Raw genomic sequence first — 14732 nt, forward strand, 5'->3', positions numbered from 1 at the left:
CATGACCGACTTTGCCGCTCCCTCCACAGATACTGCCCGCCGCCTCGTCCACGCGGCTGATATTCAGGTCGCTCAGGCTCGAATTTCGGCAGTCATTGCGGCAACACCACTGCAGTACTGCGCTCGGCTGTCGGAAAAGACCGGCGCGAAGGTATTTCTCAAGCGCGAAGATTTGCAGGACGTGCGCTCGTACAAGATCCGTGGCGCGTACAACGCGATGGTGCAGCTTTCCGAAGAGGAGCGCGCAGCGGGTGTCGTTGCCGCGTCGGCAGGCAATCATGCCCAGGGCGTTGCATATGCGTGTCGTACACTCGGGGTCAAGGGGCGCATTTTCGTGCCGAGCCAGACGCCAAAGCAGAAGCGCGATCGCATCGCGTACCACGGACGGGATGCGGTAGAAATCATCGTTACTGGTGACAGCTTTGATGAAGCAGCAGCTGCTGCTCGTGCGGATGCACAGAAGTCAGGCGCAACGATGGTTGAGCCTTTCGACTCGTTCAATACCATCGTCGGCCAAGGCACTGTTGCTGCGGAAGTAGTGGCCCAGCTTTCGGCTCAGGGGCTGACTCCGGATACCGTGTGCGTCCCAGTCGGCGGTGGAGGATTGCTGTCGGGCGTCGTCAGCTACTTCGCAGATATGTCCCCACACACTGCTGTCATCGCGGTCGAGCCGCAGGGCGCACCATGCATGCAGGCAGCTCTGGACGCGAATGAGCCAGTGACACTGCCAACTGTGGATCCATTTGTCGACGGCGCTGCAGTCAAGCGTCTTGGAGATCTACCGTTCCACATCATTGAGGCAAATAGGAGCCGGATTCATCCACTTATTGCGCCAGAAGGTGCTGTCTGTGAAGCACTCCTGGACTTGTACCAGGACGAAGGCATCATTGCGGAACCTGCGGGTGCATTGTCAGTAGCTGCTCTCGAACAACTCAACTTCGCGAAAGACGAAGTCGTGGTGTGCATCATCTCTGGTGGCAACAATGATGTTCTGCGTTATGCGGAGATCATGGAACGCTCCCTTGTCTACCGTGGTTTGAAGCATTACTTCTTGGTGAATTTCCCGCAAAAGCCAGGACAGCTCCGAATGTTCTTGTCGGATGTCCTAGGTCCAGATGATGACATTTCCCAGTTCGAATACCTCAAGCGCAATAACCGCGAGACCGGCGCTGCCCTTGTTGGTATCGAGTTGCGTCGTGCTTCGGATCTCAACGCTCTGCTTGAACGAATGAAATCATCGCCACTCGACTGCCGTCGCCTCGTTCCGGGTACTCCGGAGTACGATTTCCTTACGTAGGAAACCGTAGTCACCTTGGGTGGTGGCGTGTCGTGAAGCGCAGGAAAGTGAGTGCATGTCTGCAAGTTTCTCGTCGGCGCAAGAGTCAGCTGCTCAGGGTGTAGAAGGCGGATCTACTCAGTCAGTTCAGGCACCGCATCCACATCGTTGGTGGGCCTTGGCAGTGTTGGCATGCGGAATCGTCATTCTTGCAGTCGACATGACGGTCCTGAATTTTGCGCTCCCGGCGATTTCTCGGGATCTGCAACCTAGCGGTACTCAGTTGCTGTGGATCATTGATATCTATGCGTTTGCGTTGGCGTCGCTTTTGATCACGATGGGCACACTTGGCGACCGTATTGGTCGCCGGAAATTGTTGCTCATCGGTATTGCTGGTTTCGCGGTGGCCAGCGTCATCGCGGCTATGGCGACTTCATCGCTCATGCTCATCATTGCGCGCGCTTTACAGGGCATTTTTGGTGCAACGTTGATGCCGTCGACATTGTCGATCATCAAGGCGATGTTCACAGATCCAAAGGAACTGTCGCGCGCGATTGCTGCATGGATTTCCTGCTATTCACTTGGTGCCATCATTGGCCCGGTGCTCGGTGGCTGGTTGCTAGAACACTTTCACTGGGGTTCAGTCTTTCTCATTAATGTTCCGGTGGCAGCGATCATTTTCATCGGCGGCGTGTTCATTATTCCTGAATCCGTATCTCGCGCGCCGGGCCGTTTCGATGTTGTTGGTGCGGTTCTCTCGATCACCGCGCTATTCGGGCTCGTCGGAGCGTTGAAAGCAGTGACTGCAGGGTTGGCACTGTGGGTTTCGCTTGGTTTGCTAGTTGTGGCAATTGGCCTGGGGGTGCTATTTGTCGCACATCTTAATAACACGCAGTTTCCGCTTGTCGACGTCCGCCTGTTGCGCAGCTCCGCGTACTCGACTGCAGTCATCGTCAATTTGGTGAGCTCGTTTTTACTTGTGGGCGTGATGTTCTATCTCACGCAGTATCTCCAAGTAGTTCTGGAACTCAGCCCAGTGCATGCAGGTTTGTTACTGATGCCAGGAATGATCGTGTCGATGGTCTTCACCGTGGTAACCGGTGAGTTGGTCAGCCGCGTTCCTGCACGCCGCTTGCTGGTGATTGCCCTTTTGCTAACAGCTTGTGGCCTCAGCATGCACGTCATAGAGGCTTTCGGTCAATGGGAAGCTATTCCTAGCGGGCCGCTGGTGAACTGGTGGTTTGGCGCCTCATTCATGATTATTGGAGCTGGCGTGGGCATGCTGGATCCGGTAACCAACACCATCATTTTGGGCGCAGCGCCCCCTGAACAATCAGGAGCAGCATCAGCATTGTCTGAAACTGGCTACGAGCTCGGCGCGGCCTTTGGTGCAGCTGTGCTAGGTGCTGTCTTGATTTCGGTGTACAGCTTTAACGTGGTGAAGCATGACTTTGGTGTGGATGCCAGCGAGCTCAGCGCGATTTCCAGCAATGTGAATAATGCTCATGCTTTTGCTGAGTCGCTGACCCCGGAAGCAGCAACCCAGGTTGTCTCCGCAGCGAATGATGCCTTCGTCACAGGAATGGGCGTGACGGCAGCCGTTGCTGCCGCATTATGCGTGGTCGCGGCAGTTGGTGTGCGCCTGGTGCTGCCGAATCTCGGCGTGCACGAGATGGCCGAATCAGAGCGTCATTAGGCATACCGTCTAGGATGGAAAATCGGATGACAAACTGCCCTTAGAGCTCGTGGCGGTTGCAAGGCAAAAAGTTCCGTTTACTAGGGGAGATGGCAAACCAGTTATGGCCGACGTGTCGCAAAAACGTAGTTCGCAGCGATTGAACGATGCCACCATGGTTGGATTGTGGCTTCAGGCTGCTGACAGCGAGATGCGCGAACGAATGCAATCGTTGGTCGCATCAGCCACGGAATCTGATCTGGAAGCTCTACTTGCGTGGTCAGGACTACGCATGGATGAGGTTGAGCGGATCGATACCTTCCTTGGCACTTTGCTTGCCCATCATTTGGCAGACTCCGCCGTCGAGGAAGCAAAGAGCGTTATAGATTCTTTCCCAGCCGTAGTGTTCGCTTCGGTTGTTGGTCGCGCTGCTCGTATTGCTGGTCCTCAGGACATCTGGCTCGATTGGCCGGCAGGTATGCAGCTCGATCCACGCGCCGATGAGACTAAGGCTGTGGTGGAGCACCTCATCGAAAAGCTCCCAGAGTTCGTTACGGACTTCGGGCTTGTCGACGTCGCAGTTCTCGACGGCGCCGCAGCTGAGGCAGGAACCTCGGAGGATTCCGCTCGATTGGCATTGCTCCACGCTGGCATGCAGCAGTCGGTCATGCCGCTGCTTATCGAACGCCTAGAAGACGAAGCAGGGCTTGGTGACATAACTGATCCGTCGCCAAGCGATGTCGTGCAGACGCTGGCCACCGTCAAGAACTCGGTGGAAGCGATGGTGAGCGGGTTCGGAACGGATGCGGGTGGTGATGTGCCACGGGCGCTGCGGCTGTTGGCTCAGTCTGCGCCGAAAACGGCGGTCGCTCTGGTTAACGCAACGCTTGGCTATGCGATGGCAACGGCAGCGGATCCTGCGAACTGGGAATCGCGCGATGATCTCGGACCTGACACCACAGGTATCCCACCAATTTTGCTCGATGCAGCTCGCGAAGAATTGCGATTGCGTCCAGTGGGTACGCAGTCACGACGAACCGCGGTTGGCGTTGTAGCTACCACTGGCCGGCCACAGTTGTACTTCGACGAGATCACGCAGCGCATCGGCATCCAGCTGCCAACTCCTGCAGCGCCCGCGAATCGCGACTGGCTTGTTACCTATGGTGGCACCGTTGTGTCGAAGCAGGCTGTTGGTTTGGAAGATTCGTCGTCACGCCCTGTCGTGCCGGTAACTGAACCAGTGCGTTCGGTGCTGGTTGAGCTGGGCGAAGATCAGCATTGGCGGGTGCCCGCCATTGATACGGATGACCCGGTGCTGATTTTCGGTGCCGATGGGCAGTCGATCACTGACAAAGTGTCGCTTCATTCGGATGCCGTGACGGTTGTTTACCCCAACGATGCTCGTCTGGTGGATCCGGTTACTGGTGAGGATATTCCACTGCTCACAGAGCCACGTCCTGCTGAATGGCAGTTGTGGCACGTCGCGGAAGTTGATTTACGTGATGTGCATGCAGTCCAGATTCGTCGCGGTGGTATCGCTGGCGAAGTGCGTTCTGCCTCTCCGGTGCGTCGACCGCAGCTGACATTGCCACACGCGCGTCTCGATGGAGCGGTTACGCAATTTGGCACGCCCGTCTATGCAGGTGGGCCGGTGGCAGTGTTCCCGCCGACGTTGTCTGGAAATGCGGAGACATGGCGAGCGCAGATTGCTGAATTCTCGGGTTATGGCAATTTCGCTGAAGAAATGATCATGGTCTACGACCTTGAAATCCCTGCAGCTGGCGGTAACGTCGACATTCTGACTGACGATGATTACCCATGGCTCGGTGAGTTCGTCGTACGCTTGACGAACCCACGCGGACGGAGCTTCCAGAAGCACTTTGCTGTCGCGGAGCAAGCCGAGCTGTCGGTCACGTACCGCAATGGTGGCGATGGGTTCCGTATCCCAACTGAAGAAGGCTTGAGCCCTGCTGAAGTGCGGGTTGTTTCCGGCGAGAAGCCGTTGGAAGCCGACCCAGCAGTGTTGCGTCTTGGTGAAGATGAAACGAAGGGCACCATAGAACTATCCACCGAAGAGGGCGCTTGGCTAGAACTATTGGTGAAGCCAGGATTCCTCGAGTTTGAGGTTCCCCTGTCCGACGAAACTGTAGCGCGACGTAAGTTCACCCTGTTGACTCGCCCGGGACGACTCGATGTTCACGGTCGCTTCAAGGTCATGGCACCCGGCGAGTTGCGCCATGCGCACCTAGCTGTTGCGTCCGGTGAGCGTGACATTTGTCGAGTACCGATTTCTCGCAATGGCGACGAAGGTGTCGCGGACTTTGGGTCTTATGCTGATCGTATTGCGCTGCTGAAGTCGGTCTCAGTCAACTTGGACTGGACGCGAGTGACGGGTCGTCGCCGGTTGTCCGTTCCGTTGGTGTCAGCTCCCCAGGTTGATCCAGTGCAGTCTATTGCCTGGGCAGAGGATGCACCAGGAATTATCGAGGTTGAGCACAGCGCATCGGTTGCACATGTGCCAATGACACTGTGGGTGTGGTGTGCCCGAGCACCGTGGCTGAAGCCAGTTGGTTTGCGCGTCATCGATAGTGAGTGCGAATTGCCAGAGGAACTGCTGCCACATGGCCCGTTTGTGGTGCAGGTGACCTTCGGCGTCGAGAAGGATCGTCGCCCGGTGTGGCCAGCACTAGAATCGGTCATTCTGCCGGAAGTGGAGGGCGAGGAGGCGAGTTCCAGCCTTGCCGATGTCGTTGGTGACTTGAAGGTTGACCAGTTGGCTCAATTGTGGTCGTTGTTCGCTGCCATGCGGTCGGGTAGTGGCACGATAATGGCGCAGGCAAACGACGAGTTAACGCCAGACAATCTGCGGACTGTGCTGACGGCGGTGCCACGAAAGAATCTGTCGGCGCTGAATTCGACGTCTATCAAGCTTGACGATCAACCGGGCATGCTCATTTCTTCCGGCCTCGTGCTGCGTGATTTTTCCATGTCGGAACCGACTCCAGGTCGTCGTCGCGTGCCATGGCTGGGCGCACTGGCTGCGATGAGTGATGTCGTCACCGATGATGCGGTTACACACAGCGAACAGCTTGAGTATCTTCGCGCTACCGGTGGTGAAGCGCTGCTGCGTGCGATGGCTACAGGTCAGGATGCGACTTTGGAGTCCGCCTGCATTGACCAGTCATCCGTCCAGATCACGGCATTGCCCGAAGCACAGGCAAACGCGATTCTGGGGCAGTTCTTCGATGTGCACCGGATGGTTCCGGGTCCACTTACTGACGACGATGCTCGCTTCACCGCCATTTACGAAGTGGTGCAGCATCGCAATGAGATTGTGGATTCGGGCATCATGACTGGTTTGGCTGCTGCGTCCCGCAAACTCTTCCAGATTGTCTCTCGCACCTCGCCAAAGCTGAGGAAAGCCGTGAACGTGCGCTTCCACAAGCTTGACGGCATCGATGCCTATGAGCCGTCGTTGCACTGGACTCTTGTGCCTGGAACCTCACTGCTCATTGCCGTTGCAGCTCGAGCGTTGGCGAGGGCGAAGGCAGAGACCCCTGATGTCGATGACTCCGTTTTGGCTGAGCTCCTGCCACTGTGGGCGCAGCTCGCGGATCTGGTGCCAACGCTCGTCATGAGTGACCTTCTCATCGCCGATGCGTTGGTGACTTTCGCTCTGCACGGCGACCGTACCCTGCCGATTGAAGTCGCAGCTACCGATGACGACGATCCCGCCGCGGAAACAAGTTCGGATACCAACGGTGACGAGGCGAGTGCAGCCGAAGCCAGCGCCGATGAGGCACTGGCTGACGCAATCCTCGGTGGCTCTGCAGACGCTAGCGACTAATTAGTCACCAGCAGTAGAGCTACTTTTCTCCGACCAGCGCGTATCCCCATGCAGGAAGCGTGACGACGCCGTCGTCAAGTGTTGCCGCCGCAGAGGGGAACGTGCTGAGTACAGTTGGCGAGCCGTGGGTGGTGTCGCCGAAACGAGCGACTGCTGCGTCATACATTACGTGGGAGTTTTGCGGTGACAGCGGGACTGTGACTTCCTCGTCCGAGAAGTTGGCCACAAGCATGACAGGAGATGGTGTTGTCGTTGAGAATGCTCCCGCAGCCGTGTTTGTGCGGGTGAGCTTGAGCCACCGTCCGTCAGCGTCGGTTTCTGTTGCCACGGACACTGCCCAGGGGCTGCGAAGCTGTGGGAGGGATCGGCGAAGAGCAAGCAGTTCTTGGTAGGCAGACAGAATTTCTGCGTGTGGAGCAGAATCCAGTTCCGACCAGTTCAACTTGGAGTTGGTGAACGTGTCGATGGCGATCGGGTCGGCGACTTCGTCTGGATCCCAGCCTGCCCGAGCGAACTCACGGAGTCGACCTTCTCGGGTTAGTCGCTGCAGTTCTGGATTTTCGTGCGAGCAGAAGAAGGCAAATGGAGTCGATGCGCCCCACTCTTCGCCCTGGAAGAGCATCGGAGTAAACGGGGACGCGGCGACGACTGCGAGTTTCAACGCTTGCTGAGCAGGAGTGAGATTCATCGATGGGCGGTCGCCCGTAGCGCGATTGCCGGTCTGGTCATGCGTCGTCGTATACGTGACGAAGGAGCTCAGTGGCTGGACATCGAGGTTGAAGCCACGGCCATGGGTACGACCTCGGAATGTGGACATACGGTTCAGGTGGAAAAACGCTTCGTTCAATGTCTGTGCGAGAACATCGACAGTGCCGAAATCGCCGTAGTAAGAGTGCTCTTCGCCGGAGACGAGCGTATGAATTGCGTGGTGAACATCGTCATCCCACTGTGCTGTAAGTCCGAATCCACCCGCGGCACGAGGTCGCACAATCTTTGGATCATTCTGATCGGACTCAGCGATGAGTGAACGAGGAATGCCCGTTTCAGCGGAAACGGACTCGGCGACAACCTGCATTTGTTCGAGGATGTGGAACGCGCCTTCGTCGTGAAGTGCATGAACCGCATCGAGGCGCAGGCCGTCAATGTGGTAATCAACGAACCACTGACGAATCGCATCCAGAATATAGGCGCGAATCTCATCGGAGTGATCGCCCATCAGATTGACGACTTCACCCCAGCCGGTTGAACCACCAGAGGTGTACGGGCCGAAGAACCCAACGTAGTTTCCATCGGGACCAAAGTGGTTGAACACTACGTCCATAATGACTGCTAGGCCCTTGTTGTGGCACGTATCAACGAGCTTTTGGAGGCCGCGCGGGCCACCGTAACCTTCGTGGACTGCGTGCCAGCTGACACCGTCGTAACCCCAGTTGCGATCGCCTCCGAATGGCTGCACGGGCATGAGCTCAATATGGGTAACGCCGAGGGAAATAAGGTGATCCAGGTGTTCAACCAGGCCTTCGAAGTCGCCAGACTCGGAAAATGTGCCGACATGCAGTTCGTAAATCACACCACCCGGCAGGATCCGGCCGGTCCACTGTGCGTCTTTCCAGGCGTAATCGGAAAGGTCGACAATCTCGGAAAAGCCATGTGGGCCGTCCGGTTGCGACTGTGAACGCGGATCCGGAAGCGGGATAGTCCAGTCGCTCGGGTTCTCTGGAGTGTCGTCTTCGGAAGCGCCGTAGCCCGAATGTGCCCGTATTTGAAATGCGTATCGATCGCCAGGTGCCCGTGCTACGTCCGCTTCGAACCATCCCTCAAGAGCGCTATCTGGAAGCATTGGAAAGACCTGTGGTGCTTCCGGATCGCCAAGGAGGAGTTCAACTTCAGTTGCGTATGGTGCCCAGACTCGATAGTTACTCATGTTTTCCATGGTAAAGGCCTAATAGCGACTCTGTTGGATTACACAAGGAGGGAATAGGGAACAATAGGAGACATGTCTGATCCCAGCGCGCCCCTGATTGTGCCCTCGCCAGGCGAAATCGCTACTGATGAATACGAAATCAAACGATCTCGATTCATCACGTGGATCACGCGTGCCGACTCCGAAGAAGAAGCCCGCGACATTCTCGCACTCGCTCGCGCGGAGTATTCAGATGCTCGCCATCATTGTTCTGCATACATTCATGAAGTGGAGGGCTCGAATCGCGTTGAACGCTCCTCTGACGACGGTGAACCCTCCGGAACAGCTGGCAGGCCAATGCTCGATGTCCTCATTGGGTCGGGGATGACGAATGTCGTGGCGGTCGTCGTCAGGTATTTCGGCGGGATCAAACTCGGCACAGGAGGACTTGTTCGAGCATATTCGGATGCAGTATCTGGGTGCTTGCCAAAGGTTTCAAAGAACACACGGGTGCGTCGCGAGCTGCGCAGTATCGAGGTCAATCCAGGTGACGCCGGGCGGGTCGAGTCGGAATTGCGCAATCGAGGCTTCGATGTTGTAGATACCGCGTGGTCGGCACAGGTGACTCATACTGTGGCAATCGAACCGGGAACAACTGAGCTTCTCGATGGAGCCCTGCAGGCCCTCTCTCACGGCGAGCTCTTGTCAGCCAAGGCGGGGACACGTTGGGTCGAGCTGCCACTGCGATAGCCTAGGCGAAATCGCAGAAACACCCGCGTCGTCAGTTAGTCACTGGTAACTCTAAGTGCATGACACAGCAGCCTGATTCTTCCCAGCAGCCAGCACTTCTCGTCGACCGCGAGGGGTACATTGAGACATGGACTATCAATCGAGCGGATAGTCGCAATCCGATTTCTGCACCGGATGTCATTGACGCGATTGTCGATAACGTCGCTCGGGTCAACATGGACCACGATGTTCGCGCTGTTATCCTCACCGGCGCCGGGTCCGCATTCTCTGCTGGTGGCAATGTCAAGGACATGGTTGACAAGACGGGCATGTTCAGTGGCACCCCATACGAACTTCGCGACGGCTACCGCAACGGCATCCAGCGCATCCCAATGGCGTTGTACCACTGTCAAGTCCCTGTTATCGCTGCGGTCAACGGTCCCGCGGTCGGAGCCGGGTGTGACTTGTCACTGATGTGTGACCTGCGAGTGGCATCAACGAAGGCGTGGTTCGCAGAGAGCTTCGTTGGTCTCGGGATCATTCCTGGCGATGGTGGCGCATGGCTGTTGACCAAGACCATTGGCCCAGCGCGGGCGGCAGAAATGGCGCTGACCGGCGACCGAATTACTGCGGACAAGGCCGCAGAATGGGGCATGGTTAACGAGGTCGTCGAGCCGGACGAACTGCTCGATGCGGCGAAGAAGCTAGCGGGTCGCGTCGCAAAGAATCCTCCACATGCAGTGCGAATGGCAAAGAAGTTGCTTCGCGAGTCGCAGCATCAGTCTTTGGCTAGCCTGTTGGAGTTGTCGGCGGCAATGCAGGCGTTGGCGCACACGACTGAGGATCATCGCGAAGCTCTGAACGCATTCATGGAAAAGCGGCCGGGTTCCTATTCTGGAAAGTAGTCGTTTGCTAGTTGTTGGGCGTTCCGCTATCAGCGAACAAGGTGCACTACGCTTTCCGCGATGTGCTGAAGATGAATAAGATGAAAGCATGAGTTACCTGCAGCCTTATCAGCAAAACCCGATTGAACTGCGCAAACAAGCGGTTCGTAAGCACTCGCGCAATGCAGTGTTGTGGAGCACCGGTGGCATTATCGGCGGTGTGGCCATTGGTTTGATGGCACAGAGCTTTGTCTTGATGGCCATGATCATTGGTATTGGCATCATCGGCGGTCTGGTGAACTGGCAGAAGGTTCAAAAGATCGTCAATCATAAGGACAATCAGTAGTTCACCCACGGGTTGGCGCGGCAGATGTGCCCGCGCAACCATGTGGTGCAGGTAGTTCATGACGCAGCATCTAGATGACGATAAGCCAGTCCGCATCGACGCCTGGCTGTGGGCAGTGCGGTTACTCAAGACGCGCTCTCAGGCTGCGGAGGCGTGCCGGGGTGGTCACGTCAAGCTGAATGGTAACGCCGTCAAGCCTGCGACGATCGTCGCGCCTGGCGACGAGATTCGTGTGTGGGCGAATCACCGCGAAACAATTGTTGAGGTCACGCGGACAATCGCCAAGCGAGTTGGCGCACCGATTGCGAAAACGTGTTACATCGATAAGTCGCCGCCACCGCCGCCAAGGGAAATCTTGGCGTCTATTCCGATGCGAGATCGGGGAGCAGGGCGTCCGACAAAGAAGGAACGTCGGCAGATTGATCGACTTCGCGGTCGATAACCCCTGTTTCGGTGACGGCTTCGGCCTTGTCCAAAATTGCGAGGCGCACTTTCATTCGCTTCACTCGCGCTTCTGGGTGCAGACCGAGGTGCTGGGTTTGCGTGATGTGATCTTCACCGAACTCGGCGAGGAGACAATCGTCGATAATTCGGGCGTGACCTGGGGTGAAACGATAGCGCATCGCTTTGGACACCTGGTCTACGCGACGAGGCTCTAGCAGTTTGCGCAACTCTCCCACGGTGTCGACTCCATTGGCATCAAGGATGTCTTCTAACCATGCGTAGTGTTCAGACTTGGATCGAGGGATGCGTGGCAGGAACAGGGTGAGCACGCCCGGCAGAGTTTCTGCATTGATTTCGACGTCGTCGGCACGATTAGGAGAGCTGTCTCTCCCTGTTGCATCGGACGTCGTGCTGTCTGAGTCTTGGGCAGATGCCGCTTCTTGTTCTTGCTCGTCAATGATGGAGGCGATCTGGTCGAACTGTTGGTCGGCAAGTTCAATCAGACCGGCTGCGAGAGCAAAAGCACGGTCGATGCGTGGATCGACTACACCCTCGGCTGACTTGTATCGAATATCGTGCTCGAATTCTGCCCACGCATGTTGGAGTACCGTGCGCACTTGAATCTCGAATTCAAGACCTTTATAAGGCTCGAGGATATTCGGCGCGTTCTCGCCGATTCGGCAGACCAAATGATGCGAGCCGTACCCTAGCTGCCCGCTGATTCGCGTTTCTAACGTTTTGTCCGTTGTGCGGAGGATGTCGAGGTCATCAGCCAGGACTTCAAGCACACTGGGGATCTCGGTAGAGTGGTACGTGGTGATACGAGCACCGACGAGATCATGAATATCGGCCCACGGGTCGGCGTAAACGAACGAGCCATCGTCGCGGCGACGCATCGCTTTCATTCGAAGCGAGCGCCATGTCTTCACTCGCGCTGTGACCTGATCGAATGCGAGGCCGGAGTCAGCGAGAATTTCACTGATTCCGTCTGCGAAGTCAGCAGCAGCCGTCGGGTGCGCCGCTAGCCACGAGTCGTACTGTGACTGCAGCGTGCGCATCCGTTCGCTAATTTTGCGACGCTTCTTTCTCGTCTGTGGACGAGCTGGTTGGTCTTGTTGCTTAGACATCTACTTCTTCTGCAACGAGCAGAGCCACAGGGTAGGTATCAAACATGCTAGAAACGACGACGGTTCCTGACCAGGTGCGACCAGTGAAGCGGTCTGTCCAGAATCCATCAGGCAAAGTTACTGTGGTGTCGCCCCAACCTCCATCGCGCTCCAGACCGATTGGACGGCGGGTAACCAAAGCGATGATGTCTTGGTCTTCGCCCTGTGGGCCACGTGCAGCACCGACCAGGTAGCGTTCGCCGACACCTTCGGCAAAAACTGGCTGGTAGGTGCCGCCGACGAACGAGTCAGGTCGTTCAGCACGCAAAGCCAAACCATGGTGGGTGACCATCAGCTTGACCATGCTTGCATCCGCCGCAGTAAAGCCTTCAGGCAATGTCGCCGGAGTCTCTGCGGAGCTCACCGCAGTTGGAACCTCACCTCGGCGTACCTGGTCGAGTGCTACGCGACGGGCATCGTAATCTACGAAACGACGATTGTCTGGGTCCACCAACGAGTCTTCGAGGAACTCCGTGCCCTGGTAGGTGTCAGGAATACCTGGTCCTACGAGCTGAAGCAGCTTTCGCGACCAACTCGTCGTCATGCCTGCTGGAGCGATGGACTGCACAAATTCAGTAATGCGGTCGGTGAGCGGGCCGTCGAGGAGGCGGTCGATCCAGCGCATTACACGGAGTTCCATCTCCTCGTCCGGTTCGGTCCACGTGGTGATGGAACTAGCCTCGCGCATTGCTTTTTGCGCGTATGCGTGGAGACGGTCGCGGAGTTCGTCCGTGATAACCCCATCTGCGGGCCATACGCCAACGATGTTCTGGATCAAGAAATAGCCAGTTGCAGCGTCTGGAGCTGGGGTAATGGCATTCCAATCGCGAATGTTCTCGGCCCAGTCACCAGCGATATCCGAAAGTTGGATAATGCGAGCACGGACATCTTCGCCTCGCTTGGTGTCGTGCGTGGACAATGCCGTCATCGTTCCTGGCCATAGACGGGCACGCTCCGACTGCAGGAGATGGTACTCGGCAGCTGAGACACCATAGCGGCTTGGATCGCCACCGACTTCGTTCAAGCTGACCAGTCGGCTTGCCCTGTAGAACGTCGTGTCTTCGACTCCCTTTGCCATCACAGCACCACAGACCTGCGCAAAGCGAGTGGCGGCTTCCCCCTGTGCGATCAGCCCAGCGGCAATCAAGTCCAGGGCAAACACACGCGATGGGAAGCGTGCGGCCATTTCCTGGATGACCGACGATGCCACGCGAGACAGCGACACATAGTCCGAGCGATAGACAGGCATAGCTGCGACGAGCTCGCTGATGGTGTCCATCAACTCTTCCTCGGTGACATTGCCACCGTAGGTCGACCAGTTATCGCGGCGAAGTGCGCGGGCTAGACGACGTACCTCCGCCGTCAATTCGCTCTTTGCAATTTCTCGCTTCAGCTCTCGTTCCGTCGCCTTAACTGCCTGCTTGTCCCACGTAGAGCCCGATTCCTGTAGCGCAAGCATGCTCATAGTGTCGCGTGATTCGCGGTTCATGAAAACGTTGTCGAACTCACGCAGTGCGTCGTAGCCGGTCGTGCCATCCACCTGCAAGCGAGGATCGAGTGGCTCGGTAGCACCGAGAATCTTCTCGATGACCAACCACTTGTCGTCGCCAAGCAAGCGACGCAGCTGCGACAAGTAACCGAAAGGATCCGACAAACCATCGGGATGGTCAACTCGGACACCATCGATGATATCGGCAGCAATGAGCTCGCGAACGATCCGATGAGTGTGCTCGAAGACAACCGGGTTTTCCTGGCGAATACCCGCGAGCCCGTTCACACTAAAGAATCGACGGTAACCGATAATGCCATCGCGCCAGAACATCAATCGGTACGACTGGCGAGCATGCACTTCTTGCGGCGTACCCTCCTCGGTGCCAGGGCGGATCGGAAACGCATGATCGTAGTACTTGAGCAGTGGCTCATCACCGCTGAGATCAACCTCAAGCTTTTCGACGTCGTCCTCAGAGCCCAAAACGGGCAGGCCCATTTTGCCGTCAGCGCCGTTGTCCTCGTGCCAATCGATATCGAAGTACGGTTCGAAATCGGAATCTTGTCCGTATGTAAGGACATCCCACCACCACTTATTGAGCTCTGGCTGCTCGACACCAAGGTGGTTAGGGACGATATCGATGATGATGCCGATGCCAGCCTCGTGCGCAGTTGCAGCGAGCGACTGCAGTCCCTTCATGCCACCCAACTCAGGGTTTATGGTGGTGGGATCGATGACGTCGTAGCCATGGTTTGACTCGGGAACCGACGAGAGAACTGGCGATAGGTAAATGTGGGAAACACCGAGCTCGGCAAGGTAAGAGATCTGTTTCTCGGCATCCGCGAAAGTGAATGCGCGGCCGTTTGGATCCGCCTTTGGACCGCGCAGCTGAACACGGTAGGTGGACGTAATTGGTCGTCGATCCATGGAAACGAGATCACTCGCCTTTCTGTCAAGGTACGACTAGTTCACC

General features: G+C 56.8%; 10 protein-coding genes. 7 read left to right on the plus strand and 3 right to left on the minus strand.

The features are described 5' to 3' along the window. Position 1 precedes the first annotated feature (1 nt). The 3 genes from ilvA to WG938_RS10240 all read left to right on the plus strand — a co-directional run bounded on the left by ilvA (position 2) and on the right by WG938_RS10240 (position 6798). A complete protein-coding gene (gene ilvA, locus WG938_RS10230; protein WP_339980154.1) occupies positions 2–1297 on the plus strand; it encodes a threonine ammonia-lyase IlvA in 1296 nt (431 codons plus the stop codon). A gap of 55 nt (positions 1298–1352) precedes the next feature. After that, positions 1353–2972 (plus strand): MFS transporter, encoded by a 1620-nt coding sequence (locus WG938_RS10235; protein WP_339980156.1) that lies wholly within the window; start codon positions 1353–1355, stop codon positions 2970–2972. Positions 2973–3075: 103 nt separating this feature from the next. Beyond that, on the plus strand, positions 3076–6798 hold the full coding sequence (locus tag WG938_RS10240; RefSeq protein WP_339980158.1) for a hypothetical protein: 3723 nt from the start codon (positions 3076–3078) through the stop codon (positions 6796–6798). A gap of 19 nt (positions 6799–6817) precedes the next feature. On the opposite strand, the gene treZ is transcribed toward WG938_RS10240, so the two are convergent. After that, entirely contained in the window at positions 6818–8731 is a 1914-nt protein-coding gene (treZ, locus tag WG938_RS10245) for a malto-oligosyltrehalose trehalohydrolase (RefSeq protein ID WP_339980160.1), read from the minus strand. Positions 8732–8794: 63 nt separating this feature from the next. Between treZ and WG938_RS10250 the strand changes: the two genes are divergently transcribed. The 4 genes from WG938_RS10250 (at position 8795) to WG938_RS10265 (ending at position 11102) form a co-directional block, all read left to right on the plus strand. Next, positions 8795–9451: an IMPACT family protein gene (locus tag WG938_RS10250; protein WP_339980162.1), complete on the plus strand. Its 657-nt coding sequence runs from the start codon at positions 8795–8797 to the stop codon at positions 9449–9451. Between the two features lie 59 nt (positions 9452–9510). Then, positions 9511–10335: a crotonase/enoyl-CoA hydratase family protein gene (locus WG938_RS10255; RefSeq protein WP_339980163.1), complete on the plus strand. Its 825-nt coding sequence runs from the start codon at positions 9511–9513 to the stop codon at positions 10333–10335. Between the two features lie 88 nt (positions 10336–10423). Then, positions 10424–10660 carry a hypothetical protein gene (locus WG938_RS10260; protein WP_339980165.1) on the plus strand — a complete coding sequence of 79 codons (237 nt, stop codon included), beginning with the start codon at positions 10424–10426 and terminating at the stop codon, positions 10658–10660. A 58-nt stretch (positions 10661–10718) separates the two neighbouring features. Continuing rightward, positions 10719–11102, plus strand: a complete 384-nt coding sequence (locus WG938_RS10265) for an RNA-binding S4 domain-containing protein (protein ID WP_339980166.1) — start codon at positions 10719–10721, stop codon at positions 11100–11102. Here the strand turns inward: WG938_RS10265 and WG938_RS10270 are convergent. Together WG938_RS10270 and treY are read right to left on the minus strand one after the other, a co-directional pair. Beyond that, positions 11023–12231, minus strand: a complete 1209-nt coding sequence (locus tag WG938_RS10270; protein WP_339980168.1) for a GTP pyrophosphokinase — start codon at positions 12229–12231, stop codon at positions 11023–11025. The two genes, WG938_RS10265 and WG938_RS10270, sit on opposite strands and share 80 nt — an antisense overlap. Next, positions 12224–14686 (minus strand): malto-oligosyltrehalose synthase, encoded by a 2463-nt coding sequence (gene treY, locus WG938_RS10275; RefSeq protein WP_339980170.1) that lies wholly within the window; start codon positions 14684–14686, stop codon positions 12224–12226. Before treY ends, WG938_RS10270 begins: the two co-directional genes overlap by 8 nt. Positions 14687–14732: the final 46 nt, after the last annotated feature.

The organism is Corynebacterium sp. H113, assembly GCF_037572315.1.
Classification (GTDB): Bacteria; Actinomycetota; Actinomycetes; order Mycobacteriales; family Mycobacteriaceae; genus Corynebacterium.

Bases quoted from the DNA above. Each gene is read 5' to 3' on its own strand.
- ilvA (WP_339980154.1), top strand. From the start codon at position 2: ATGACCGACTTTGCCGCTCCCTCCACAGATACTGCCCGCCGCCTCGTC.
- WG938_RS10235 (WP_339980156.1), top strand. From the start codon at position 1,353: ATGTCTGCAAGTTTCTCGTCGGCGCAAGAGTCAGCTGCTCAGGGTGTA.
- WG938_RS10240 (WP_339980158.1), top strand. From the start codon at position 3,076: ATGGCCGACGTGTCGCAAAAACGTAGTTCGCAGCGATTGAACGATGCC.
- treZ (WP_339980160.1), bottom strand. From the start codon at position 8,731: ATGGAAAACATGAGTAACTATCGAGTCTGGGCACCATACGCAACTGAA.
- WG938_RS10250 (WP_339980162.1), top strand. From the start codon at position 8,795: ATGTCTGATCCCAGCGCGCCCCTGATTGTGCCCTCGCCAGGCGAAATC.
- WG938_RS10255 (WP_339980163.1), top strand. From the start codon at position 9,511: ATGACACAGCAGCCTGATTCTTCCCAGCAGCCAGCACTTCTCGTCGAC.
- WG938_RS10260 (WP_339980165.1), top strand. From the start codon at position 10,424: ATGAGTTACCTGCAGCCTTATCAGCAAAACCCGATTGAACTGCGCAAA.
- WG938_RS10265 (WP_339980166.1), top strand. From the start codon at position 10,719: ATGACGCAGCATCTAGATGACGATAAGCCAGTCCGCATCGACGCCTGG.
- WG938_RS10270 (WP_339980168.1), bottom strand. From the start codon at position 12,231: ATGTCTAAGCAACAAGACCAACCAGCTCGTCCACAGACGAGAAAGAAG.
- treY (WP_339980170.1), bottom strand. From the start codon at position 14,686: ATGGATCGACGACCAATTACGTCCACCTACCGTGTTCAGCTGCGCGGT.